Origin of the sequence: Pannonibacter sp. I15F10I1 (assembly GCF_900185665.1) — a bacterium.
Taxonomy (GTDB): domain Bacteria; phylum Pseudomonadota; class Alphaproteobacteria; order Rhizobiales; family Stappiaceae; genus Pannonibacter; species Pannonibacter indicus.
Genome location: NZ_FYAN01000004.1, coordinates 120,658 through 142,266, shown reverse-complemented (window position 1 = coordinate 142,266; position 21,609 = coordinate 120,658). Strand labels below are relative to the sequence as shown.

Sequence of the window (21,609 nt, the reverse complement as noted above, 5' to 3'; positions counted from 1 at the left end):
GCCGATGACCAGCACGACCATCTGCCTGAAAGACGCCGGCTTTTCCTCCACGCTCGACCGCCTCTCGGCGCTGCTGCGCCCGGGCATCACGGCGCTGGAGGCCTGGACCTTCGATGATCTGAAGACCCGCCGCGCCATTGAAGCGGCGCTGGCGGAACAGGGCATCACGGCGATCATCCGCAGTGCCTACAAGCCGCTGGTTCATGCGGTGCTGGAGGAGGTGGATCTGGACGGCGTTGCCGCCGCAGAGCTGCGCTATCCGGTGCATCCGCTGGCGCCGGAAAACCGCTTCCGGCTGGAGGCCTATCCGCTCGCTGCCCTGATCGCGCCGCGCCCGCTCACCTTTGCGGCGCGGACGGATGGCAGCCTGCAGTATGAGCTGGTGCTGACTCATCACGATGGCAGCACACAGACCGTCACCGTCCTTGCCCCCAACCGGGAGCATCAGGATCTTGCCGGACAGACGAACCTTTCTCCCTGTGGCTGGGTGAGAGTGAATGGCGATGCATCGGGCCTGCCCTTTGAGACGCCCTACGAGGCGCTGTTTGCGCAAGCGCTGGATGCCGTCAGCAGCCATGACTGGGGCGTGGCCGAGCCCTGGTTCGAGGAACTGAACCTTGCCGTCCGCCTGCCCGCAAATGATCAGCCTCTTGCCCATGCGCATGAGGTGATGAGCCTTGCCGAGGCGATGCACGAGGATCTCTATTTCTCGCTGCTGGAATTCTTCCAGATGAAATCCGGCCGCCCGCAGGGCGACCGGGGGCTGAAGCCGGGACAGATCGTGCCGGAAGTGCGCGGCGGGCAGGAGGGCTATCACCTGCGCATCGAGTTGCGTCCGCTCTCAGCCAGAACCATGCCAGCGGCAGTGCATAGTCCGGCAGAGCAGGATCTGGTGCAGGCGGCCGCGCCCCTGTCTCCCGCGCAGATCTCCGCAGAGCTGGCGCGGGTGGGCGGCGAGGCTTTCTCAGCGTCTTCACGCGCGGGCCGCAAGGTCGAGGCCCGTTACCGGAAGGGCACAGATGTGCCGGTGATGATCAGCGCCGGCCAGCATGCCAACGAGACGACCGGGGTTGTGGGGGCCTTGCGTGCCGGGCAGGTTCTGGCAGCCCGCGACGGCGCGCATTTCACCCTGTCGCCGCAGGAAAATCCGGATGGCTATGCCCTGCATCAGCGGCTGATTGCGGACAATCCCCTGCACATGCATCACGCCGCCCGCTACACGGCGCTTGGTGATGACCTTGAATACCGCCGGCCGGAAACCGCTGGTGATCATCTGTTCGAAAAGGCCATCCGGCTTGATGCGGAAGCGCGCACGGGCGCGCAACTGCACGTCAACCTGCATGGCTATCCCTCGCATGAGTGGACGCGGCCGCTTTCCGGCTATGTGCCCCGGCATTTTGCCATGTGGACGCTACCGAAAGGCTTCTTCCTGATCCTGCGCTATCTTGACGGCTGGGAGCGGCAGGCCGAGGACCTGATGGACCGGGTGACGCGCCATCTTGCCGCCATCCCGGGCCTGCTGGAGGAAAACGCCCGCCAGATCGCGCTCTATGAAGCCCATGCAGGGGAGACCGGGTTCCGGATGGTCAACGGCTTCCCGTGCCTGTGCTCGGTGGACGCGCGCCATACGGTGCCGGTGACGCTGATCACCGAATACCCGGACGAAACCATCTACGGCCCGGATTTCATCACCGGCCACACCGCCCAGATGGAAACCGTCCTTTCCGCCTATGACGCCTGGCAGCAGATCATGGCTGTGGGGTAAGGCGGGCGGAGCGATAGAGCTTGCCCGGCTGAGCAATCTGACAGCAAGGTTCCTGCGTAAGGATTGCATGTGAGAGCCCCGTAACTCTGTGGGGCCCCGCTGCAAAGCCTTTCGCTGGAGTGGCTGCTGATGTTGTCGAATGAAGCCTCAACAGGGCATGGTGCCTCGATACCGCTCGCGGGCGGAGCAAAGGGCGCACCCGCTCAGCAGTCCGCCTTGAGACTGGATACTCTTCGCGTTCTGGCGGCCGTCCTTGCTTTGTCTGTCGCGGCCTATGCGGCGGTGTCTGTTTCCCTGTCTCTGGGGCTCGATGTGCCGCTGGCCGCATCCGCTGTGCTGCTGGCGGTGTTTGGTCTGGTGCTACGCGGGCTGATGCATCACCCGTTCCAGATCTTTGGCGCAGCCAATACAGTGACCGCCATCCGCGCGGCGATGGTCAGCCTTGTTGCGGCGGTGGTGCTGTTTGCGGAGATGCACCGGGCCGGCGTTGAGGTTCACTGGGCGCTGGCCGGGCTTGCGGGCCTGGCGCTGGCTCTGGACGGGCTGGATGGCTATCTGGCGCGGCGTCTCCATCAGGAATCGGATCTTGGCGCCCGCTTCGACATGGAAGTGGATGCCTTCCTGATCCTGTGCCTTTCGGCTGCCGCGTGGCAGCTGGACAAGGCGGGGCCCTGGGTGCTGCTGATCGGGCTGATGCGCTACGGCTTCGTGCTGGCGCAATATGCGGAAGCACGCCTTGCCGCGCCGCTTCCGCCGTCCTTCCGGCGCAAGCTGGTCTGCGTGGTGCAGGTGGCGGCGCTCTGCATGCTGCTGCTGCCGGTCGTCACGGCGCCATTATCTGTCTGGATCGCAGTGGTGGCGCTGGCTGCGCTCGCCTGGTCCTTTGCGGTGGACACGGCCTATCTGCTGCGCAAGCCGGAGGCTGGCCTTTGACCGGAAGGATCTCAGTCCGTGCCGCGCTGGGCCTCGCCCGGTCGCTTGTCATCTATTACGGCCAGCCCTGGCGGCGCCGGCAGTTGCGGCGCTTCTACCGTTCGCTCATTTCTCCCGGTGATCTCGTCTTTGATATCGGCGCCCATGTCGGCAGCCGCAGCGCCACGCTGCTGGGTCTTGGCGCCGAAGTGGTGGCGGTGGAGCCGCAGCCCGTTTTTGCCGGCATGATCGAGCGCCATCTCGCCCACCGCCTGCGCGGCTTCGAGACCGTGGCCGTGGGGGCTGAGGAGGGGGAGACAGTGCTGCACATCTCCAGCCGCCACCCGACTGTGACGACGATTTCGGACCGGTTCATCGATGGCGTGCGCGAGACGGAAGGTTTCCGCGACGTGGTGTGGGACAGCGAAATCCGCCTGCCAGTGACGACGCTGGACCGGCTGATCGAACGCTATGGCTGCCCCGCCTTCTGCAAGATCGACGTGGAAGGTGCGGAAAGCGATATCCTGCGCGGCCTGTCGCAGCCTGTCCCTCTCTTGGCTTTTGAATATATCCCGGCCCTGCCGGAGGTGGCGCGCGAGGCGGTGGCTCTGCTGGAGAAGCTCGGCCCCTACCGCTTCAACCGGGTGGTGGGCGAGCGGCACCGCTTTGTCAGCGGCCACTGGGTGACAGGGGATGAAGTGCTGGCGGAGATTGCAGGGCTGACGCCGGAAAGCCCCTCGGGCGATATCTATGCAAGGCTGATGAGCTGATGCGGCTGGCGGGATCAGCGTTTCTGGCGCAGAAGCTCCAGCGCCAGGAGAACGAGCCCCGGCAAGGCCGCTCCGGCCAGCGACAGCATCCCGTACAAGAGGCTTGCCGCCAGCCCTTGCGCTGCGGTGAAGCCGAACAGCGGCCACAGGGCTGCTGCCGCAGCCTCCCGCGTGCCCCAGCCTCCAACACCCACCGGCACCAGCATGGTGAGAAGGCACAGCGGAATGATGGTGACCACTGCCAGAAGCGGCAGGCTGGCGCCGACCGCATCGGAGGCGAGGAGGAAGGTCAGCACATAGCTGCCGGTGATCAGCAGGCTGAGACCCGCCTGCACGGCCAGCGCGCCTCTGGTCCAGAAGGCGGCACGCAGCGCCTGATGAGCCGCCGGCACAAAACGGCGCAGGCGGGCGCGCACGGCCGGGGAGAGCAGCGGCAGGGCGAGCGCAGCCAGCACAAGACCTGCAGCGGCCAGCCAGACGAGGGGCGATGCGGAGGGCGCGGAAACCTGCGGCAAGACGGGGATGCTCCCCGCTGGCAGAACGAAGGCCCAGGCGAGGAGCCCGCCGCCCATGAGAAGCGCAAAGGCAAGCTGGCCGGACATCCGCTCCAGCGCCACGGCCGTGGCCGCCTGTTTCCAGCCGCCGTCCGCGCTGTCCTTCACCCGGTAGACCCGCGCCGCATCCCCCGCCATGCCGCCGGGCAGCAGCAGGTTGAGCGTGCCGCCGAGGTAATATTCCCGGATGGCCGCGCCAAGCGGAATGGCGTGGCCAAGGCGGGCAGCGGTGAAACGCCAGCGCAGCGCCGACAGCACGGTCTGAAACTGGACGAGCAGCAGCCCGGCCAGCAGATGGCCAGGGGGCGCCTTGGCAAGGGCCGCCGCGATGCTGGCCGGATTCAAGAGCGCAATGAGGCCAGCCAGAAGCGCCAGACCCGCAAGGGACGCAAGCAGCCTTATCTTGCGCAAGGGGAAGTCTCAGGCTGGCGGTCGGATGGGGCAGGGTACAAGCGTGGCTCCGGAACAAGAGAAGGCGCAGTGAATGACAGGCAATAGATGGAGCGGCAAGACCCCGAAGGCGAGGGACGGGCAGGGCGATGGCGGCAGCGCCGCATACCTGAAGCCTGTTGTGGCGCTGGCGGTGTTCCTTCTGGTCTTCGTTGCGGCCTGCAATCTGCCGGTCCGCCTGGGCGGCTACACGCTGGGTGCTTTCGCGCGGCTGCCCTTCGAGCTGCCGCTGGCAGGGCTTGCCTTGCTGCTGCTGCCGGGGCGGCTTGCCTATGTTGCGGCTGCGCTGGTGACGCTGCTGGTCTTCGTTCTGCTGTTCCTGAAGCTCGCCGACACCGGCGTGCAGATGGCGTTTCAGCGCCCGTTCAACCCCTATCTCGACATCAGGATGCTGGGCGATGGCTGGAACCTGCTGTCCGGCACCATCGGCACCTTCACCGCCGGGCTGGCGGTGGCGCTGGCCATTGCCCTGCTGGCAGGGGTGATGGCGGCGTTCTTCTGGTCGGCAGTCTGCCTCATCCGCATGCGGGCCCCCTTGCGCCTGCCTTCGCTGGCCACCTTTGCCATCCTGCTGGCGGGGGGGCTTGCGATGCTGGCCGCCGGCGGCAATGCCGGGTTCCAGAGCGCCAGCCTCGGAGAGCGGCTGCAGGTGGTGGCCCGTTCCATCGCCGACCTCAGCGCCTTTGAGGCCGAACTGGTGCAGCCTGCGGATCTGCCGGAGCCCGAGCAGCTGTTTGCCCGCGTCCGGGGGCGGGATGTGGTGCTGGCCTTCATCGAATCCTATGGCCGCAGCGCCATCGACGACCCGCGCTATGCCCCGCTCACCGGCCCGCGCCTTGAAGCGATGCAGGCAGAGCTGGAGGACGCCGGTTATGCCATGGCCAGCGGCTGGACGCGCGCGCCGACCGTGGGCGGCCTCAGCTGGTTCGCCCATGGCACGCTGCTGTCGGGCCTGTGGGTGGACAGTCAGGCGCGCTATGACCTGCTGATGCGCAGTGAAAGGCCGAGCCTCAACCGCATGTTCCGCGATGCCGGGTGGCAGAGCGTGGTGGTGATGCCCGCCATCACCATGGACTGGCCGGAATCGGCCTATTACGGCTATGACACGGTGCTGGCGGCCAAGGACCTCGGCTACACCGGCAAGCCCTTCAACTGGGTGACGATGCCGGACCAGTATACGCTTTCGGCCTTCGACAGGCTGGCGCGCCAGCCCGCAGCGGCAGAGGGCAAGCCCGTGATGGCGGAAATCGCCCTCATCTCCAGCCACGCCCCCTGGACACCGGTGCCAAGCCTCATCGACTGGGAGGATGCCGCAGAGGGCAGCAATTTCAACGCTCAGGCCGAAAGCGGCGACAGTCCCGCCGTGGTCTGGGCCGACCCGGAGCGGGTGCGCGATCACTATATCCGCACCATCGACTATGCGCTGGAAACCCTCGGCAGCTATATCGCCCTCTCGGACGGCGAGGCGCTCTATGTGTTTCTGGGCGACCACCAGCCGGCGGCGATCATCACCGGACAAGGGGCCTCGCGCGCCGTGCCTGTCCATGTGGTCAGCCGCGACCGGGCGCTTGTCTCCCGCTTTTTCGAGCATGGCTTCACCCCCGGCATGACGCCCGCCGCCACGCCGCAAGCAGGCCAGGAGCCGGGCATGGACGGCCTTCGCGATGTGCTGATCCGGGCGATGAGCGGAGAATGAAACTTCCCGCTCCTTCCGGGATGGGGCCGGAAGGAGCGGGCTCAGCGGTTGCCGCGATCAGAAGCTCACGTTGCTGCCGCCCTTGAGGGCGAGGCGTGTGCGGGCTTCGTCCGGCGTGGCAACCGTGAAGGACAGTTCTTCCAGGATGCGGCGGATCTTCATGACCTGCTGGGCGTTGGAGGTGGCGAGCTGGCGCGGGCCGATGTTGAGGCTGTCCTCCAGCCCGACGCGTACATTTCCGCCAAGCAGGGCGTTGTGGGTGCACAGGGGCATCTGCGCCCGGCCGGCGCCCAGCACCGACCATTCGATGTCCTGTCCGAACAGCCGCTGAGCCGTGCGGATCATATGCAGCAGGTGGTCAGCCTCTGCCCCGACGCCGCCAAGAACACCGAGAATGAACTGTAGGAACAGCGGCGGCTCATAGATCTTGCGGTCGATGAAATAGGCCAGATTGTAGAGATGTCCGATGTCGTAGCACTCGAACTCGAAGCGGCAGCCGTGGCCCTTGCCGAGCCGGTTCATGATCGCCTCGATGTCCTCGAAGGTGTTCTTGAACACGGTGTTGCGGCCATTCTCCAGGAAGGGCTTCTCCCAATCGTACTTATAGTCCTTGATGCGGCCGGCACCCGCAAACAGGCCGTTGTTGATCGAGCCCATGTTGAGGGAGGTCATCTCGGGGCTGGCCGCTTCTGCGGCGGCAAGGCGCTCGTCAAGGCTCATGCCCGGGCCGCCGCCGGTGGAGATGTTCACCACCGCCGCCGTCTGCTGTTTGATGCGGGGCAGGAACTGGGCAAACACGGCAGGGTCTGCGGTGGGCCGCCCGTCTTCCGGGTCACGGGCATGCAGGTGGATGATCGAGGCGCCCGCCTCTGCCGCCGCAACGGATTCCTCCGCAATCTGGCTGGGGCTGATGGGCAGATGGGGCGACATGGACGGGGTATGCAGCGAGCCTGTAATGGCGCAGGTGATGATGACGCTTTTGGACATGCATGTACCTTTCCGGAAAAGCACCGCCCTCCGGTGCCATGCGCATGGGCATGTCCGGTTCTGGCAGGTGGGGGAATGAAAAGCAGGAAGCGGTCTGGCTCAGGGCCCGGCTGGCGGACTGGCCTCAAGCTCAACGAGCAGCCGGCGCAGTGCGGCGATGCGGGCATCGCGCTCCTGCCGCTCGGCGGGAATACGGTCCTCCGGCACTTCGCGGCGCATGATTGTACCGATCCGGCTGATGAGGCCGTCAGACCATGGATGAGCGGGCCTCAGATCCTGCAGCACGGGCTCCAGCGCTGCACGGTAGCTGGTGAAGGAGCCCTCGATGCCGCCGGCAGCATTCAGATGGCTGTTGGCGAAAAGGCCGATCGATGCCCAGCGGAGACCCTGCCCGTGGCGGATCGCAAGGTCGATGGCATCAGGCTCGCAGATGCCCTTGTCCACCAGATGCATGGCCTCGCCCAGCACGGCAAACTGCAACCGGTTCAGCACAAAGCCCGGAACTTCCTGGGCCAGATGAATGACCTTGTGTCCCGCCTGTGTCAGCACGCGCTCCATTGTCTGCAAGGCTTCCGGCGCGGTGAAGGGAGCGGGCACAAGCTCGCTCACCGGGATCAGGTGTGGCGGCAGCAGGGGGTGGGCAATCAGGCAGGCTTGTGCATTGGGAAGGCCCTCGAAGAGTGCGGAGGGCAGGAAGGTTGAGGTGGAACTGGCGATGATGGCCGCCGGTGCCAGCGGGCGGAGCTGGCGGTACAGTGCCTGCTTGGTGCCAAGGTCCTCGCGGATGCACTCCTGAATGAGCGCGGCGCTGATGGCGGCCTCTTCCAGTGTGGCCGTGATCTGTACCTCTCCCGGCTGGTTCTTGTGCTCATGCAGGGCTGCAAGCTCTGCCAAGGCCACCTTGATCCGGGCAGGGGCTGCTCCACGGGTTGCCTCATCCTGATCGTAGACAAGCACCCGGTGCCCGGCGAAGGCAAAGAGCGCGGCCCACGATGTGCCGATCAGGCCGGCACCGATGATTGCAATGGTTTCTCTTGTCCTGTCCGCCATCTGTGCGTCTCCAGTCCTCAGCCGATCAGGGGCATGAAGACATTGCGCGTTGCGATCATCAGCAGGACGATGACCGCATCGGCGGCGAGGAACCAGAGCGTGCCACGGAAGATTTGTTCGAGCGACACGGCCCGCCCCGTCACACTGTTGATGACGAAGACATTGAGCCCGACCGGTGGCGTGATCATGCCGATTTCCAGGAGCTTGGCGACGAGGATGCCGAACCAGATGGTCGGAATGCCTGCGGCAACCGTCAGCGGCAGCAGGATCGGCAGCGTCAGCAGCATGGCACCGATGGGCTCCAGGAACATGCCGAGCACAAGATAGATGCCTGCGATCATCAGCAACAGCGCCAGTTGGCTGAGTTCCATGGCGGCCACCCAGTCGCCGATGGCTGTGGTTACGCCGGTGAGGGCGATGAAGCGGGTGAAGGCGTTGGCCCCCGCGGCCACCAGTGCCAGGCTGGCCATGCCGACGAGCGTGTCCACGGCACTGGAAACAAGCGCCTGCCGGGTCAGCTTGCGCCGGGCAAAGCCGATGAGGACAGTCAGCATCGCGCCAACGGCGCCAGCTTCCGTCGTGGTGAACCAGCCCGCAAACATGCCGCCGAAGATGCCGAGGATGAGGACGAGAACCGGCCAGACCTCCACCAGGGCGGCCAGCCGCTCTGCCCGTGGCGGAATGGTGCCGCGCGGCAGCAGGCCCGGACGGGCTACGGCAATGGCGATCACCACCAGCGAATAGATGGCCAGCGTGGCAAGCCCGATCAGCAGGCCGCCGAAAAACAGCGAGATGATGGATACCTGCGCCTGAATGCCGAAAAGGATGAGGATGATGCTCGGCGGGATCAGGGCGCCGATGGTGCCTGCTGCCGCCACCGATCCGCTGGCAATGCGCGGGTCATAGCCGCTCTTCAGCATTTCCGGGATGGCAATGCGGCCCATGGCGGCGGCACAGGCGATGCTGGAGCCCGTAACGGCAGCAAAGCCGCTGGCGCCGAAGATCGAGGCCACCGCAAGGCCTCCGGGCAGGGCGCCAAGCCATGCCCTTGCGGCTGCAAACAGGCCGCTGGTCAGCCCGGCGTGATAGGCCACGAACCCCATGAACAGGAACAGCGGTACGGAACTGAGCGTCCAGCTGGCGGCAAAGCCATAGGGCACCGTCGAAAAGATGCCGAAGGCCATGCGGCTGCCAAAGGCAAGCCACAGCCCGCCGAAGGAGACGGAGAACAGCGCCACAGCGATGGGAACGCGGATGGCAATGAGCACGAGCACCAGAACGATGCCGCTGATGCCGATGAAAAGCGGGTCCATCTTCTATCTCACTTCCGCAATGCCGGTTTCCGCATTCTGGGGCGTGGGGGGAAGGGCGAGGGCGATGACAAGCAGGCCGAAGGACAGGGGCACGAGCCAGTAACAGGGCCAGACCGGGATCTCGATGGTTCCGGCCAGGGCATAGGCCTTGACCCGTGTCTTGGTCATCGCATCCAGAAACGTCTGCCAGGTGATCAGCCCGTAAATGATGATGGCGAGCAGGCGGGCGAAGAGATCTGCCGCGCGTTTCAGCACGCGGGGCAGGGAACTGTAGAGAAACGTCGCCTCGATGTTGCGCCCCTGCCGCTGCACCAGTGCAGCGGGCAGGAAGCTGAGCGCGACCATGTAGTAGTTCGAGACGATTTCAACCGTTCCCGGCAGCGGCAGTCCGGCGGTGGTGCGCAGTGCCGCATCCAGGCAGATCTGCAGGATCATCAGGGTAATGATGGTGACTCCGGCGCCGATCGTCACCGATGACAGGAGCTTGTCGATCTGTCGCATGCGTGTCTCGTGTCCGGTGTGGCCGCTCCCGTGAGGAAGCGGCGCACGTTTGGTTCTTGATGATTTTCCAGTGCCTGGCCCGAGGCTCAGTTGGGATATTGGGCGAGGTCCAGCTTGTCCCAGATCTCGCTCTGCAGCAGCGCCACATAGGCCTCTTCCGTGGTGCCGTCCTCGATCAGGCCGTTCCATTTTTCAACGAGGGCCTGATAGCGGGCGATCTTGGCCTCAGCATCCTTGATGCCCTTGTCCGTCAGGCGTTTGGGCAACTCGTGCAGGTCCTTCTCGACGAAGGCCTTGTTGGCTTCTACCAGCTTGTCCGACGGCTCGATGATTTCGATGCCATCCGCCCTTGCCTTTTCCAGCGAGGCCTTCACCGAGTCTTCGAAGCGGTAGAGGATCGCTGCCGAACCATATTGGGCAGCTTCAACGAACTGCTTGCGCTCTTCCGGGGAAAGGCCGCTCCACAAATCAGCGCGCATGCTGAACGGGCTGACGCCGTTGAACGTGCCCTGATTGATCAGGGTGATCGACTTGATGACCTCGAAGAGATTGTAGGACTTCAGATCCTGAGGCGTGTTGTAATGCGCCTGCACGACGCCCTGGCTCATGGCCTCGAAGATTTCCGGCGCCGGAAGCTGCACCGGAATGGCACCCATCGCCTCGGCCCAGCGGGTGAAGGCGGCCCCGCCCGTGCGGATACGAAGGCCCGTCAGGTCTGCGGTGTCACGCACCGGCTTCAGCGTCAGCAGTTGATAGGCAGGAGTGGCGGAGCCCGCCAGATAGACCTCGCCCGCCCGGTCAAATTCGGCAAGGCATTCCTGGCAGGTGAGGATGTATTCCAGTGAGGCGGCCGACGACGCGCGGCCATTGGTGCCGATCAGGGCGAGTTCCGAAGGCAGGTTTGCCTCGACGAACTCAGCCGGGAAATAGGGCATCAGCACCGAGCCGATATCCACCATGCCGGACTGCAGGCCGGACACCATTTCTGCCGGGCTGACGAGACCGGATGGGAAGTCCTTTCCGGTGAAATTGCCGCCCGTCAGCTCTTCGAGCTTCTTCAGGAAGACCTTGTAGCCTTCCGCATTGACGTGGTTGGGGCCGAAGCCGCTGCTTGTGCGAAGTTCCGTGGCCGACAAGGCCGGAGTTGCGGTCAGTCCTGCAAGTATCAGCGCGCCGATCAGTGTTTTGCGCATCAGAAACCTCCTCCCGAAGTTCTGTCTGGATGATGCGGCGACGATTGCAAACCTCCCACGGGTCAGCAAGCGCGGCTGATGTGCCGTTTCACGCCGGCTGTGCCGGTTTCCGCAGATGCGGGCGAGCAACCGGCACTCTTCTCAAGATTGCGAGCTTGTGGAAAGCTGCCCCGGTAGAGGCCGGAACTCCCGGCTGGCGGCGGAAAAGCCGTACACTCGTCTGTCAAACCGCAAGGGAGCGAGGGCACGGCATCCGCCTTTCAGTCTGTGCCGTGTTCCGAAGGACTGTGCCCGAAATGGCGGCGGAAGGCGCGGCTGAAGGCGGCCGGGTTGGAATAGCCCGTCCGGCGGCCGATTTCGCTCACGGGAAGATCCGTGTTCTGCAGCATGTCTTCTGCTGCGGCCATGCGGATTGACGTCAGATATTCGGAGGGCGTGACGCCGTAGTGCTGGCGGAAGGCCTTGAGCAGGCTGTCTTCGCTGACACCCGCACGCCGGGCGATCTCCGGCAGCTTCACCTCACCTGCATATTCCAGCCGCATCATTTCCGCTGCCGTCAGAGCGGCGCTCACACCGTCGCCGGCCGTAACCGGCTGCGTTGTCCTGGCAGACAGAAGCTCATAGGTCTGGGCAAGGATTTCCAGCGATTGGCCATAAAGGCTGAGCCGCCGCAGAAAACCGGACTGGCGGCCCTCCAGCAGCGAGGCCGTGAGCCGTCCCACAGCCAGCGGCAGCGGGTGATTGGCCACCGAAAAGCGGTGCTGCACATGGCAGGAGGTGTGAAACGTCCGCAGCAACTCACCCGGGCTTTCGTCCAGGTCCGAGGCAAGGTCCGACAGTTTGTCCGGGTCGAGCCAGATCTGGATCACCCGGTGCCGGGTGGGCCGTGTGAAGGTGACGAGCTGATGATGCCTGCCTTCCAGCGCGAAGATCCGCAGGCTTTCGCCACGCGCATCCGCATCGCCACGCCGGAAATAGGAGCTGGCGAAATTGCCGTGATGCATGCAGGAAATGTTGATGCCCGACTGCTCGACCTTCATCCAGCCAGGCGTCTCGATCGTCAGGTCAACGAGCCGCAGCATCAGGCCGGGGGCTATCTTCTCGTCCCAGAACCGGCTCTTGCGCAGGCTGGGCTCGATGCTGCTGGAACAGAAAACCCGCGCTCCGTCCGGATTGCCGTCTATGACGAAACTCACCCTCTCATCCTCCCAGATCAGCGAGTTTTCAATTTCGGAACAGTGTTTTTCTTATGCTTGACTTGACCGCCTGTCATTGCAGCAGGAGATCTTATACCAATGCTCGATGAGCTTGACTCATCGAGCATTGGTTAAGCCCGTGCGGCGCTTGAGCATTTTCAAGGCGTGATGCGTCAGCATCGAAAGCCTTGATATTACTGTTCTTGAGACAAGGATTACGGAAAACTACAGACCTGTCCAGCCCGGACGCAGGAAAGCGGGTTTCTGCCAGCTTCCGAGGGACCTGTCTCGTCATGGCTGGGTCAGGTCCGCGCAACGCCAAAGTCTTTCCAGAGCTTGATGTGCCGGGGGCGGCGGCAGCATATCCTGCAGCCCGGCCGGCATACGTGAAAACCCTCATGTTGCCATCTGCCGGACCGGGGCCTATACCCCGGCCATGGACACTTTGCCCCCTTGCCCCGAATGCCGCTCCACCTTCACCTATGAAGTGGATGGCACCCTGACATGCCCCGAATGCGGGCATGAATGGCCGCTGGCCGCCGCACCCGAGGCGGGCCTTGAAGTGCGCGACAGCGTCGGCAACCTGCTCGCCGATGGCGACACGGTGACCCTGATCAAGGACCTGAAGCTCAAGGGCTCCTCCAGCGTCCTCAAGATCGGCACCAAGGTCCGCGGCATCCGTCTCGTCGACAGCGACCACAACATCGACTGCAAGATCCCCGGCATCGGCCCGATCGGCCTGAAGTCCGAGTTCGTCAAAAAGGCGACGTGAGGGGCTGAGGCTTTCCGTCTTCCGGTTTCCGGATGTGTTTTTGAAGCTGCCTTTGTGCCGGTGATGCCGGTGCGGGGCGGCTTTCTTGTTTTCGGACGGCGGCGCGGGGTGCAGTTACGGTTCTCTGCATGAGGTTGACCGTGGAAACCTGCTGTCAGAAAGGAGATTTTGGGCTTCCTTATGTCAGACGATTTTTCCGCGCGCGGCAACCGGGAGCAGTTCAGGGACGGGCCGTCCGGCTCCGATTGCCAGTACATGGTCCACCATATTGGTGACCACACAAGCATGGTTCGGCACGATGCGTAGCCGGTCGCCGACGGACAGGCCGATATTGCCGGAACTGACGAGGCGGCCATGCTCTTCCGACAATTGGTCTATCAAAATATCATCGCGGCCCAGCACATGGCCATAACCATTGAGACCGAGGAGGTCTGAGGTCAACGTCTTCGATCCTGCATCGATGATTGCCCGGTTCGGCGCCGGGACGGAGATAACGGTGGCGAGTACGGTCAAGGCGCAATCGTCCCAGCCGCAGACGCCGCGCGTGACAAGGGACCTGTCGTTATAGACATAGGTTCCGGGGCGGTACTCGGTCGTTACCGGTGCTTCTGCCGCATGCATCATTGAGGGCGTGCCACCCGACGTGATCACCGGCACGGCAATGTCTTGCGCCTCAATCCGGGCTTTCGCCTCCGCCATGAAACGCTCGACTGCTACCTCCCCGCCTGCTGGCGGATAGGTCATGAGGCCGCCGAAGACGAGGCCTGGCGATCTATGTATGTGTGCAGCAAGATCCGCCGCCGCAGCAGGTGAGACAACCCCGCAGCGATTGGCGCCGGTGTCGCATTCCACCAGCACGGTAAGCGGCTGGGGCCCGTCCTGAAAAATACGGGAAAGGCCGTCAGCGACAGCCTGACTGTCGGCCACCACGGAAAGCTTCACTTTCGTCGCCAGTGCCTTCAGGTGTGCAAGCTTTTCTGCGCCAACGATGTTGTAGGTGATCAACACGTCGGTGACAGTGGCACTGCCAGCGATCATGGCTTCGGCTTCCGAGACTTTTTGGCACGTAATGCCGGCTGCGCCAGCCGCCAGCTGCATCTCGGCCACAACGGGCAGCTTATGCGTTTTGATATGAGGCCGGACTTTCAAGCCGTGCCGGTCCGCATAATCCTGAAAGCGCTCGATATTGGCTTGGGCGATATCGAGGTCGATCAGGACGGCAGGTGTGTTGGCGGCGGCGATGTCTGACGGCGAAAACGGCATGAAATCCTCGATACTCGTAAATGCTACATTGCCAAAAAATGCGCCGCTCTCCAACGCTGCATCAATTATTGGCCATGCCTATTGACAAGACATCCTCCATGGGAGTTGATATGTCAATCCGATAAAACAGACATATGTCCAGTATATTGGATTTAAAAGAAACGCATAATCCTAGGGGAACATCATGACCATGTCCTGTCGCGCCGGCATTGTGTTGCTGGTCGCAGCCTCCTTCCTTTCCACTCCGGCTCTTGCCAATGGCAGCAAGCTTGATGAGGTCCTGGCGCGTGGCCATCTCGTCCTTGGTACCGGCAGTACGAATGCGCCCTGGCACTTCAAGAGTGCCGATGACAAGCTGCAAGGCTTCGATGTCGATATGGGCCGCATCGTCGCTAAGGCGCTGTTCGGGGACCCGGACAAGATCGAGTATGTCAACCAGTCCTCCGATGCCCGCATCCCCAACATCACCACCGGCAAAGTGGATCTGACCTGCCAGTTCATGACGGTGACCGGCGAGCGTGCTCAGCAAATCGCTTTCACCATTCCCTACTATCGCGAAGGCGTTGGCCTGATGCTCAAGGCTGACGGCAAATATGCCGACTACGCGGCACTCAAGGCTGCCGGCTCATCCGTTACAATTTCGGTCCTGCAGAACGTCTATGCCGAAGCCATGGTCCACGCCGCATTGCCGGAGGCCAATGTCGACCAGTATGAATCTGTCGACATGATTTACCAGGCACTGGAGGCCGGCCGTTCAGATGCCGCCGCCACTGACCAGTCCTCGCTTGCCTGGTACATGACTCAGAACCAGGGCCGCTACAAAGATGCAGGCTATGGCTGGAACCCGCAGACATATGCCTGCGGCGTCAAGCGCGGCGACCAGGATTGGCTGAACTTCGTCAACACCGCGCTCCACGAAGCGATGACCGGCGTCGAATTCGACTTCTACGCCAACTCCTACAAGACCTGGTTCGGTAAAGAACTGGAGCCACCGCAGATCGGCTTCCCGGTCGAGTACAAGTGAGCCCCGGCTTGTTTCATTGGGACGGAGGGCTGTCGCCCTTCGTCCATTCTGACACCGCTATGGCAGGATGACGCCGTGGGCTATTCGCTCAATTTCGCCGCCGTGTGGCGGAGCTTCGACCAACTTCTGGAAGGCCTGCTGCTCAGTCTCGGCCTGGCTTTCGTTTCCATTCTGATCGGCGCACTGATCGGCCTCTTTGCCGCCTTCGCGCTGATCTCCAGGAGCAACTGGGTCAAAGCCCCAGCTGCGGCATATGTCACAATCATCCGTAACCTGCCGATCCTCGTGCTGGTCCTGTTTGCCTATTTCGCGCTGCCGCAAATAGGTGTCCGGCTTGGCAAGATGGAGAGCTTCGTTGCGGTGCTCGCGATCTATTCGGGGGCCTATCTCGCCGAAGTGTTTCGCGCCGGCCTGTTGTCTATTCCCAAGGGGCTTACCGAAGCCGGGCTGGCCATCGGGTTGACACCGATGCAGATCCGCAAATCGATCATCGCGCCGCTGATGTTCCGCAACGTGCTGCCGTCACTGTCGTCGACGATCATCTCACTGTTCAAGGACACGTCGCTTGCAGCCGCCATCGCGGTTCCCGAACTGACCTTCGAGGCGCGCAAGATCAATGTCGAGACCTTCCGCGTCATCGAGACCTGGATCGTCGTGTCGGGTCTCTACGTCGCCACTTGTTCCGTGCTTGCAGCGCTGATGCGTGCCGCCGAGCGCCGCCTAGCCGTTCCGAGGTGATGTGATGACGGACTTTTCCGCGTTTTTCGAACAGGTCTGGCTGGCCCGCACCGTAATCCTCAAGGGGCTCGGCGTCACCGTGTCGATCTCGCTGCTGGCGATCATGGCAGGCTCCATCCTGGGTGTCTTCGTGGGCCTGTCGCTGGTTTACGGCAACAAGGCACTGCGCTTCGTCGTGCGCGCCTATACCGACTTCATCCGGGGAACACCGGTGCTCGTGCTGGTTCTGGCGAGTTATTACGTGCTGTCGACCATCGGCATCAAGCTCGGCCCCTTCCAGGCCGGTGTGCTGGCACTGGCAATCTTCTGCTCATCGCATGTGGGTGAGATTGTTCGTGGCGGTTTGCAGGCTATCCCAAGAGGCCAGACGGAAGCCGCCAAGGCGATCGGCCTGACCTTCAGCCAAACCTTTGCCTATGTGCTCTGGCCGCAAGCGTTACGGCAATTCCTTCCTGCCTGGGTCAATACTGCTGCCGAAATGGTCAAGGCCTCGACGCTTCTCTCGGTCATCGGGGTCGCTGAGCTTCTTTTGCGTACCCAGGAGATCATCTCCCGCAACTTCATGAGCCTGCAATTCTATTTTTTAGCTGGCCTCCTTTATTTCGTCGTCAACTACAGCATCGAGCGCTTCGGTAAATATGTCGAGCGCAAGACCGCCGTTCCGTCTTAAGGCTGCATGTCATGAGCAAGGTACTTCTCGAAATCCAGGGGCTGCGCAAGCAATATGGTCCGCTCGAAGTCTTGAAGGGTGTCGATTGCACAATGCGCGAGGGCGAGGTGATTTCGATCATCGGTTCGTCGGGCTCCGGAAAGACCACGATGCTCCGCTGCATCAATATGCTGGAGGAATTCCAAGGCGGTCATATCCGGCTCGCCGGAGAAGAGATCGGTTATGAATATGCTGGCGCCGCCCGCAGGCGGAAGAGCGAAAGAGAAATCGCCCGCCAGCGCGCCATGACCGGCATGGCCTTCCAGCAATTCAACCTCTTCCCGCACATGACGGCGCTGCAGAACGTGATGCTTGGCCTTGTCAAGGTCAAGAAGATGAGCCGTGACGAGGCACATGCCGTCGGCGAGAAGTGGCTCGACCGCGTCGGGCTCGCCTCGCGTGGCGGGCACTATCCCGGGCAGCTCTCGGGCGGCCAGCAGCAGCGTGTTGCAATCGCTCGCGCCATCGCGATGGCGCCGCAGCTGATGTTGTTCGACGAGGTGACGTCAGCGCTCGATCCGGAACTGGTCGGTGAAGTGCTGCAGGTCATCAAGGGGCTCGCGGCCGACGGTATGAGCATGCTGCTCGTGACCCACGAGATGCGGTTCGCCTACGAGGTCTCCAGCCGCGTGATCTTCATGAACCAGGGCGTGATCTGCGAGGAAGGCGATCCGAAGGAAATGTTTATCCGGCCGAAGACCGAGAGGCTGGCCGAGTTTTTAAAGACATCCAGCTTCAACTAAAAGAAAAGAGAGAATGATATGACGATCAAACGTTACGGCGCAGGCGAAACCGGCGCAGGCGGACAGCCCCTTCCTTTCGCGCGTGCCGTCGAAGCGAATGGATGGCTTTACGTGTCCGGGCAGGTGCCGATGGAGAAGGGTGAGATTGTGCGCGGCGGCGTCGTCGCCGAGACCCGCAAGGCGATCGAAAACCTGATTGCCATTCTGCATGAGGCCGGTTACGGCATCGAAGATGTGGTTCGCGTCGGCGTCTGGCTCGACGATCCGCGTGACTTCTGGAGCTTCAATGGTGTGTATGCCGAGTACTTCGGTGCCAACCCGCCAGCTCGCGCTTGTGTTCAGTCGCGGATGATGGTCGATTGCAAGGTAGAGGTCGACTGCGTGGCCTATCGCGCCGACCGCGCCTGACGGAAATTCTGGAGAAAAGCATGACCGAGGCGGCAGCCGATACGGTATCGCGGCGGACGAGGGGACTGGATCGGGCCTTCGAGATCCTGGAGTTCCTTCGCGTGAAGCGGCAGCCCATGCGGCCGAACGAGATCGCGATTGAGATCGGCGCTCCCCGCTCGTCGGTTTATGAGCTGGTCAACCTGCTGCTCAGCCACGGCATGCTTGAACACCAGGGTGGTGACGGCCGGGTCTTCCTCGGCCGCCGCCTCTACTTTCTCGGCACAGCCTATGCTGAGCAATTCGACCTGATGCGGGAATGCGACCGTATGCTGGTACGGCTGGCCGAGGAAACCCGCGAGACAGCACAGATGTGTCTGCTCGAAGGTTGCAAATACACAGTTGCAATGATGCGTGAAGGCATCCGCCCCTTCCGTATTTCTTCCAATGTCGGCGAACTGGTCTCCATCGCCTGGACAGCGTCTGGCCGCTTGCTCGTTTCCCATTTGAGCGACCAGCAGATCCTCGACCTCATTCCGCCGGAGGATTTTGTTCTGCCGAGCGGCCGGCGCATGGAGCCTTCGGATTTCATTGCACAGGTTCGCCAGGCAAGCCGCGACGGTTTCTTCACCTTCAATAGCGAAGTGGAGAATTTCACCCATTGCTTCGCTGTCCCGGTTTTCCAGGCTGACGGTGCCTGCATCGCGACCCTGTGTCTGGTCACCCCCCGGGAAGACGGTTTGCGCAATCGCGCGGCTTATCTCGAAAGCCTGCTGAAGGCCGCCAACGAAATCTCCGAGAAGCTCGGTTTCCATAGCGAGCGGGCCAAGCTCACCATCGCCGGCTGATCCAATCTTGCAGATCCGGGAAGCCCTCACTTCTCCGGCATAACCGTTGTTCCTCTATCTTCGCAGCCAAACAGCATATCGTTGCTGGGTTGGGTTCAGGGGCAAGCGATTGCATCCGGATACAAGGAAAAGCAGAACAAGCTGGCTGGGTCTGTTGCGGCAAAGCGTCAGATTGTAACGAAGCGGTGCCGCGCTCCCGCCGGATTGTGGCAACGAACGGGGGCGGGGATAGCAGAGCCTGCTTCCACTGCATCCGCAACGGGCGGGAAGCTGACTGTAAGGTCACGCGATTCCAGTCAAACAGGTTCTTCCGAACTTTTTGCAAGCGTTATCTGATGACTGACAAAACCGTCCGGTCCAGCGATGTGAAGATCGAACGCCGCAGCCATGGGAACGGGTTTGTGAGGTTCCGCACCGGATAGCGACAAGCTAAGGCCATGGCCGATTGCGGGGGCCGTGCTGGCAAGGCATCCGGCCCAGACCGTTTGAATTGCGCGATGGCTATGCCCTGCGATGATACGGCACACGCTGCTGTTCTCGATCAGGCGCGCAAGAGCATTCGCGTTGTGAAAGCCTGGGCTGTCGATATGGGGCGCTCCCGTTGCAAAAGGCGGGTGGTGGAGCGCCAGGAGCGACGGCTCTTGCGACGAGCCGATGATGTCTGCGAGCCAGTCCAGCTGCGCCGCATAGAGGCCGGGACGGCCATCTGGCAAAGTGCTGTCCAACGCGATCAGCCGCAGACCGGCAATCCGGGCTGTATAGCTCAAATGACCGGGCGCAAATGGAACCCAGCCATCGAAAGCTGTTCGAAAGGCCACCGGGTCGTCGTGATTGCCCGGCAATGGCCAAAGCGGCACCGGGGTCTGATGCAGGACCGATAGCGCATGCGCGTAGCCTCTTGCGCTGCGGTCGATGATGTCTCCGGTCAGCACAATCGCGTCCGGACGGGGATCCATCGCGGCGATTGTCGAAAAGGCCATTTGGAGCGTTGCTTCCGGGTCGTGAAGCGGATCCGTGCCATCATCACGCAAATGCAGGTCGGTCAGCTGTGCGATCAAGGCCATGGGCTTAGCCCGAGAATGCGCTGCTGCCCTGCCGCGCAAGCCAGAGGTTGACGGCCAACAGGATGCCCGAGGTGATGGTGATCGCAATGACGCTCATTGCCATTCCGGTCTGGACCGAGCCTTGCTCGAACTGCGAAAAGACGAAAGTGCCGACAGTTCGCATTCCGGCGGGCGCAAGCATGATCGACGCCACCAGCTCGCGCGAGGCGATGGCAAAGACCAGCATCATCGCCGCGATCAGTGAAGGCGCCAGAAGCGGCAGCGTGACATGTCTGAGCGCCTGAATCTGGCTGGCTCCGGCCACGCGGGCTGCATCGTCAAGCGAACCCGATATCTGCCGCAAGCGCGCAACGGCATAGCGGATCGGATAGGGCAGCAGAATGCCGGTATAGGCGATCAGCAGGATCATTGCCGTGCCATAGAGCGAGACAGGCAGGTACGGTGAATTCCAGAACAGGATGATACCCACCGCGAGCACGATGGCAGGGATCGCATTGGGCAAGACCGACAAACCGTCCATGATCGCCCGTCCGCGCCCGGTTCCGCGCACCACGATATAGGCGACCAGTCCCCCAATGGCGGCGCTTGCGAAGGCCGTCAGAACGGCCAGCCAGCCGCTCGTGATCAGCGCCTGCGTGGCGCGGCTGCCGGCGCGAAAGAGCGGCTCGTAGTGGCGCAGGTCGAAATTCGACCAGCGCAGCCCGCCCGAGATCGTGCCCGTGACCGAGGTGACCGCAATCGCGGCAAGCGGGATCACCACGCCGATCAGGGCCACAAGCGCAAACAGCCCCAGCACAGGCCAGCGCCAGTGTCCGAGACCGGCCTTATCCAGATCCGCAGGCTTGCCGGTCTGGCTGATGTAGGAGCGGCGGGTGGCGATCCAGTTCTGCAAGATGAAAGCCGCGAGCACCATCGCCATCAGCAGAACGGACCCGAGCGCCGCGCCAGACAGGTCGATGGGCCAGTCCGACAGGCGCGTGTAGATACCAGTTACCAGCACCTCGAAGCCCGTGCGCGCGGCCAGGGCGGCGGGGGTGCCGAACTCCTCGATCGACATGGCAAAGACGATCAGCATGCTCGCGGCAATCGCCGGGATCGACAGTGGCAAGGTAATCAGAAAGAATGCTTGCAAGGGTTTTGCCCCATGCACGCGGGCTGCCGAAGCAAAGCGCCCGCCGACCATTTCCAAAGCGCGGCTGACCGCGAAATAGACCAGCGGAAACAGGTTCAGCGTCATCACGAAGGCCACGCCCGCGAAGCTGAACAGGAACCGCCCCATGTCGAAGCCCGCAAGCTGAAACAGATAGCCGCGCGGCTGAAGGATCATCATCCATGCAATCGCGGCAATGAAGGGCGGGATCAGGAACGGGATCAGGAACACCACATCCCAGATCCGCGCACCGGGCACATGAAACAGACCGCGCAGGATGCCGATGGGCAGCCCGAAGATCAGGCAGCCCATCATCACCGAAAAGGCCAGCATGAGCGTATTGCGGGCCTGCATCAGCAGCCGGTCGTTTTCGGTCAGGATGACCAGTTTCGAAAAGGCCCCCACGAAAGATCCGCGTGCAAAGTCGGGAAAGACCGCCTGCAGCAGGATGAACAGCACCGGCAGCCCGACAAGGATCACGAGCGCGGCGGCGGCGATAAAGGTCAGCAATGATTGTCCGCGCG

Annotated in this window: 21 protein-coding genes; 11 read left to right on the top strand and 10 right to left on the bottom strand. The window is 62.8% G+C overall.

What is annotated here, in order from left to right; all coding sequences use genetic code 11:
• Positions 1-4 precede the first annotated feature (4 nt).
• From IF10I1_RS03680 to IF10I1_RS03670, 3 genes are all read left to right on the top strand, one after another.
• Positions 5-1,765 (top strand): M14 family metallopeptidase, encoded by a 1,761-nt coding sequence (locus IF10I1_RS03680; protein WP_186391225.1) that lies wholly within the window; start codon positions 5-7, stop codon positions 1,763-1,765.
• A 216-nt stretch (positions 1,766-1,981) separates the two neighbouring features.
• Positions 1,982-2,698 carry a CDP-alcohol phosphatidyltransferase family protein gene (locus tag IF10I1_RS03675; RefSeq protein WP_244284558.1) on the top strand — a complete coding sequence of 239 codons (717 nt, stop codon included), beginning with the start codon at positions 1,982-1,984 and terminating at the stop codon, positions 2,696-2,698.
• On the top strand, positions 2,695-3,447 hold the full coding sequence (locus tag IF10I1_RS03670; protein WP_208977562.1) for an FkbM family methyltransferase: 753 nt from the start codon (positions 2,695-2,697) through the stop codon (positions 3,445-3,447). The genes IF10I1_RS03675 and IF10I1_RS03670 overlap by 4 nt, the downstream gene beginning before the upstream one ends.
• Positions 3,448-3,461: 14 nt before the next feature.
• Here the strand turns inward: IF10I1_RS03670 and IF10I1_RS03665 are convergent, their stop codons facing one another.
• A complete protein-coding gene (locus IF10I1_RS03665; protein WP_186391223.1) occupies positions 3,462-4,412 on the bottom strand; it encodes a lysylphosphatidylglycerol synthase transmembrane domain-containing protein in 951 nt (316 codons plus the stop codon).
• A 73-nt stretch (positions 4,413-4,485) separates the two neighbouring features.
• Between IF10I1_RS03665 and IF10I1_RS03660 the strand changes: the two genes are divergently transcribed.
• Entirely contained in the window at positions 4,486-6,147 is a 1,662-nt protein-coding gene (locus IF10I1_RS03660) for a sulfatase (RefSeq protein ID WP_186391222.1), read from the top strand.
• A 57-nt stretch (positions 6,148-6,204) separates the two neighbouring features.
• On the opposite strand, the gene IF10I1_RS03655 is transcribed toward IF10I1_RS03660, so the two are convergent.
• From IF10I1_RS03655 to IF10I1_RS03630, 6 genes are all read right to left on the bottom strand, one after another.
• Positions 6,205-7,134, bottom strand: a complete 930-nt coding sequence (locus IF10I1_RS03655; protein WP_186391221.1) for a 3-keto-5-aminohexanoate cleavage protein — start codon at positions 7,132-7,134, stop codon at positions 6,205-6,207.
• A gap of 99 nt (positions 7,135-7,233) precedes the next feature.
• Positions 7,234-8,184 carry a 3-hydroxyacyl-CoA dehydrogenase NAD-binding domain-containing protein gene (locus tag IF10I1_RS03650; protein ID WP_186391220.1) on the bottom strand — a complete coding sequence of 317 codons (951 nt, stop codon included), beginning with the start codon at positions 8,182-8,184 and terminating at the stop codon, positions 7,234-7,236.
• 17 nt (positions 8,185-8,201) lie between these two features.
• Positions 8,202-9,497, bottom strand: a complete 1,296-nt coding sequence (locus tag IF10I1_RS03645; RefSeq protein WP_186391219.1) for a TRAP transporter large permease — start codon at positions 9,495-9,497, stop codon at positions 8,202-8,204.
• Between the two features lie 3 nt (positions 9,498-9,500).
• Positions 9,501-9,998, bottom strand: coding sequence for a TRAP transporter small permease (locus IF10I1_RS03640; protein WP_186391218.1), 498 nt, complete (start codon positions 9,996-9,998; stop codon positions 9,501-9,503).
• Between the two features lie 86 nt (positions 9,999-10,084).
• Positions 10,085-11,191 carry a C4-dicarboxylate TRAP transporter substrate-binding protein gene (locus IF10I1_RS03635; RefSeq protein ID WP_186391217.1) on the bottom strand — a complete coding sequence of 369 codons (1,107 nt, stop codon included), beginning with the start codon at positions 11,189-11,191 and terminating at the stop codon, positions 10,085-10,087.
• Positions 11,192-11,451: 260 nt separating this feature from the next.
• Positions 11,452-12,387, bottom strand: a complete 936-nt coding sequence (locus IF10I1_RS03630; RefSeq protein ID WP_186391216.1) for a helix-turn-helix transcriptional regulator — start codon at positions 12,385-12,387, stop codon at positions 11,452-11,454.
• 436 nt (positions 12,388-12,823) lie between these two features.
• On the opposite strand from IF10I1_RS03630, the gene IF10I1_RS03625 reads away from it, so the two are divergent.
• A complete protein-coding gene (locus tag IF10I1_RS03625) occupies positions 12,824-13,159 on the top strand; it encodes a zinc ribbon domain-containing protein YjdM (RefSeq protein ID WP_186391215.1) in 336 nt (111 codons plus the stop codon).
• A gap of 183 nt (positions 13,160-13,342) precedes the next feature.
• Here IF10I1_RS03625 and IF10I1_RS03620 read toward each other — a convergent pair whose 3' ends face one another.
• Complete coding sequence (locus IF10I1_RS03620) at positions 13,343-14,422, bottom strand: D-TA family PLP-dependent enzyme (protein WP_186391349.1); 1,080 nt, start codon at positions 14,420-14,422, stop codon at positions 13,343-13,345.
• A 184-nt stretch (positions 14,423-14,606) separates the two neighbouring features.
• Between IF10I1_RS03620 and IF10I1_RS03615 the strand changes: the two genes are divergently transcribed.
• The 6 genes from IF10I1_RS03615 to IF10I1_RS03590 all read left to right on the top strand — a co-directional run bounded on the left by IF10I1_RS03615 (position 14,607) and on the right by IF10I1_RS03590 (position 18,871).
• Positions 14,607-15,446 (top strand): transporter substrate-binding domain-containing protein, encoded by an 840-nt coding sequence (locus IF10I1_RS03615; protein WP_050474622.1) that lies wholly within the window; start codon positions 14,607-14,609, stop codon positions 15,444-15,446.
• Between the two features lie 75 nt (positions 15,447-15,521).
• Positions 15,522-16,184, top strand: a complete 663-nt coding sequence (locus IF10I1_RS03610) for an amino acid ABC transporter permease (RefSeq protein WP_186391214.1) — start codon at positions 15,522-15,524, stop codon at positions 16,182-16,184.
• A gap of 4 nt (positions 16,185-16,188) precedes the next feature.
• A complete protein-coding gene (locus tag IF10I1_RS03605) occupies positions 16,189-16,854 on the top strand; it encodes an amino acid ABC transporter permease (protein ID WP_122520637.1) in 666 nt (221 codons plus the stop codon).
• Between the two features lie 11 nt (positions 16,855-16,865).
• Positions 16,866-17,636 (top strand): amino acid ABC transporter ATP-binding protein, encoded by a 771-nt coding sequence (locus IF10I1_RS03600; RefSeq protein WP_050474625.1) that lies wholly within the window; start codon positions 16,866-16,868, stop codon positions 17,634-17,636.
• Between the two features lie 18 nt (positions 17,637-17,654).
• Complete coding sequence (locus tag IF10I1_RS03595) at positions 17,655-18,044, top strand: RidA family protein (RefSeq protein ID WP_050474626.1); 390 nt, start codon at positions 17,655-17,657, stop codon at positions 18,042-18,044.
• 20 nt (positions 18,045-18,064) lie between these two features.
• Positions 18,065-18,871, top strand: a complete 807-nt coding sequence (locus tag IF10I1_RS03590; RefSeq protein ID WP_050474627.1) for an IclR family transcriptional regulator — start codon at positions 18,065-18,067, stop codon at positions 18,869-18,871.
• A gap of 296 nt (positions 18,872-19,167) precedes the next feature.
• On the opposite strand, the gene IF10I1_RS03585 is transcribed toward IF10I1_RS03590, so the two are convergent.
• Both IF10I1_RS03585 and IF10I1_RS03580 read right to left on the bottom strand, forming a co-directional pair.
• Positions 19,168-19,935: a metallophosphoesterase gene (locus IF10I1_RS03585; RefSeq protein WP_186391213.1), complete on the bottom strand. Its 768-nt coding sequence runs from the start codon at positions 19,933-19,935 to the stop codon at positions 19,168-19,170.
• Positions 19,936-19,939: 4 nt separating this feature from the next.
• Positions 19,940-21,595, bottom strand: a complete 1,656-nt coding sequence (locus IF10I1_RS03580) for an iron ABC transporter permease (protein ID WP_244284556.1) — start codon at positions 21,593-21,595, stop codon at positions 19,940-19,942.
• Positions 21,596-21,609 lie beyond the last annotated feature (14 nt).

Bases quoted from the DNA above. Each gene is read 5' to 3' on its own strand.
- IF10I1_RS03625 (WP_186391215.1), top strand. From the start codon at position 12,824: ATGGACACTTTGCCCCCTTGCCCCGAATGCCGCTCCACCTTCACCTAT.
- IF10I1_RS03650 (WP_186391220.1), bottom strand. From the start codon at position 8,184: ATGGCGGACAGGACAAGAGAAACCATTGCAATCATCGGTGCCGGCCTG.
- IF10I1_RS03680 (WP_186391225.1), top strand. From the start codon at position 5: ATGACCAGCACGACCATCTGCCTGAAAGACGCCGGCTTTTCCTCCACG.
- IF10I1_RS03585 (WP_186391213.1), bottom strand. From the start codon at position 19,935: ATGGCCTTGATCGCACAGCTGACCGACCTGCATTTGCGTGATGATGGC.
- IF10I1_RS03635 (WP_186391217.1), bottom strand. From the start codon at position 11,191: ATGCGCAAAACACTGATCGGCGCGCTGATACTTGCAGGACTGACCGCA.
- IF10I1_RS03615 (WP_050474622.1), top strand. From the start codon at position 14,607: ATGACCATGTCCTGTCGCGCCGGCATTGTGTTGCTGGTCGCAGCCTCC.
- IF10I1_RS03620 (WP_186391349.1), bottom strand. From the start codon at position 14,422: ATGCCGTTTTCGCCGTCAGACATCGCCGCCGCCAACACACCTGCCGTC.
- IF10I1_RS03590 (WP_050474627.1), top strand. From the start codon at position 18,065: ATGACCGAGGCGGCAGCCGATACGGTATCGCGGCGGACGAGGGGACTG.
- IF10I1_RS03605 (WP_122520637.1), top strand. From the start codon at position 16,189: ATGACGGACTTTTCCGCGTTTTTCGAACAGGTCTGGCTGGCCCGCACC.
- IF10I1_RS03660 (WP_186391222.1), top strand. From the start codon at position 4,486: ATGACAGGCAATAGATGGAGCGGCAAGACCCCGAAGGCGAGGGACGGG.
- IF10I1_RS03645 (WP_186391219.1), bottom strand. From the start codon at position 9,497: ATGGACCCGCTTTTCATCGGCATCAGCGGCATCGTTCTGGTGCTCGTG.
- IF10I1_RS03600 (WP_050474625.1), top strand. From the start codon at position 16,866: ATGAGCAAGGTACTTCTCGAAATCCAGGGGCTGCGCAAGCAATATGGT.
- IF10I1_RS03640 (WP_186391218.1), bottom strand. From the start codon at position 9,998: ATGCGACAGATCGACAAGCTCCTGTCATCGGTGACGATCGGCGCCGGA.
- IF10I1_RS03655 (WP_186391221.1), bottom strand. From the start codon at position 7,134: ATGTCCAAAAGCGTCATCATCACCTGCGCCATTACAGGCTCGCTGCAT.
- IF10I1_RS03595 (WP_050474626.1), top strand. From the start codon at position 17,655: ATGACGATCAAACGTTACGGCGCAGGCGAAACCGGCGCAGGCGGACAG.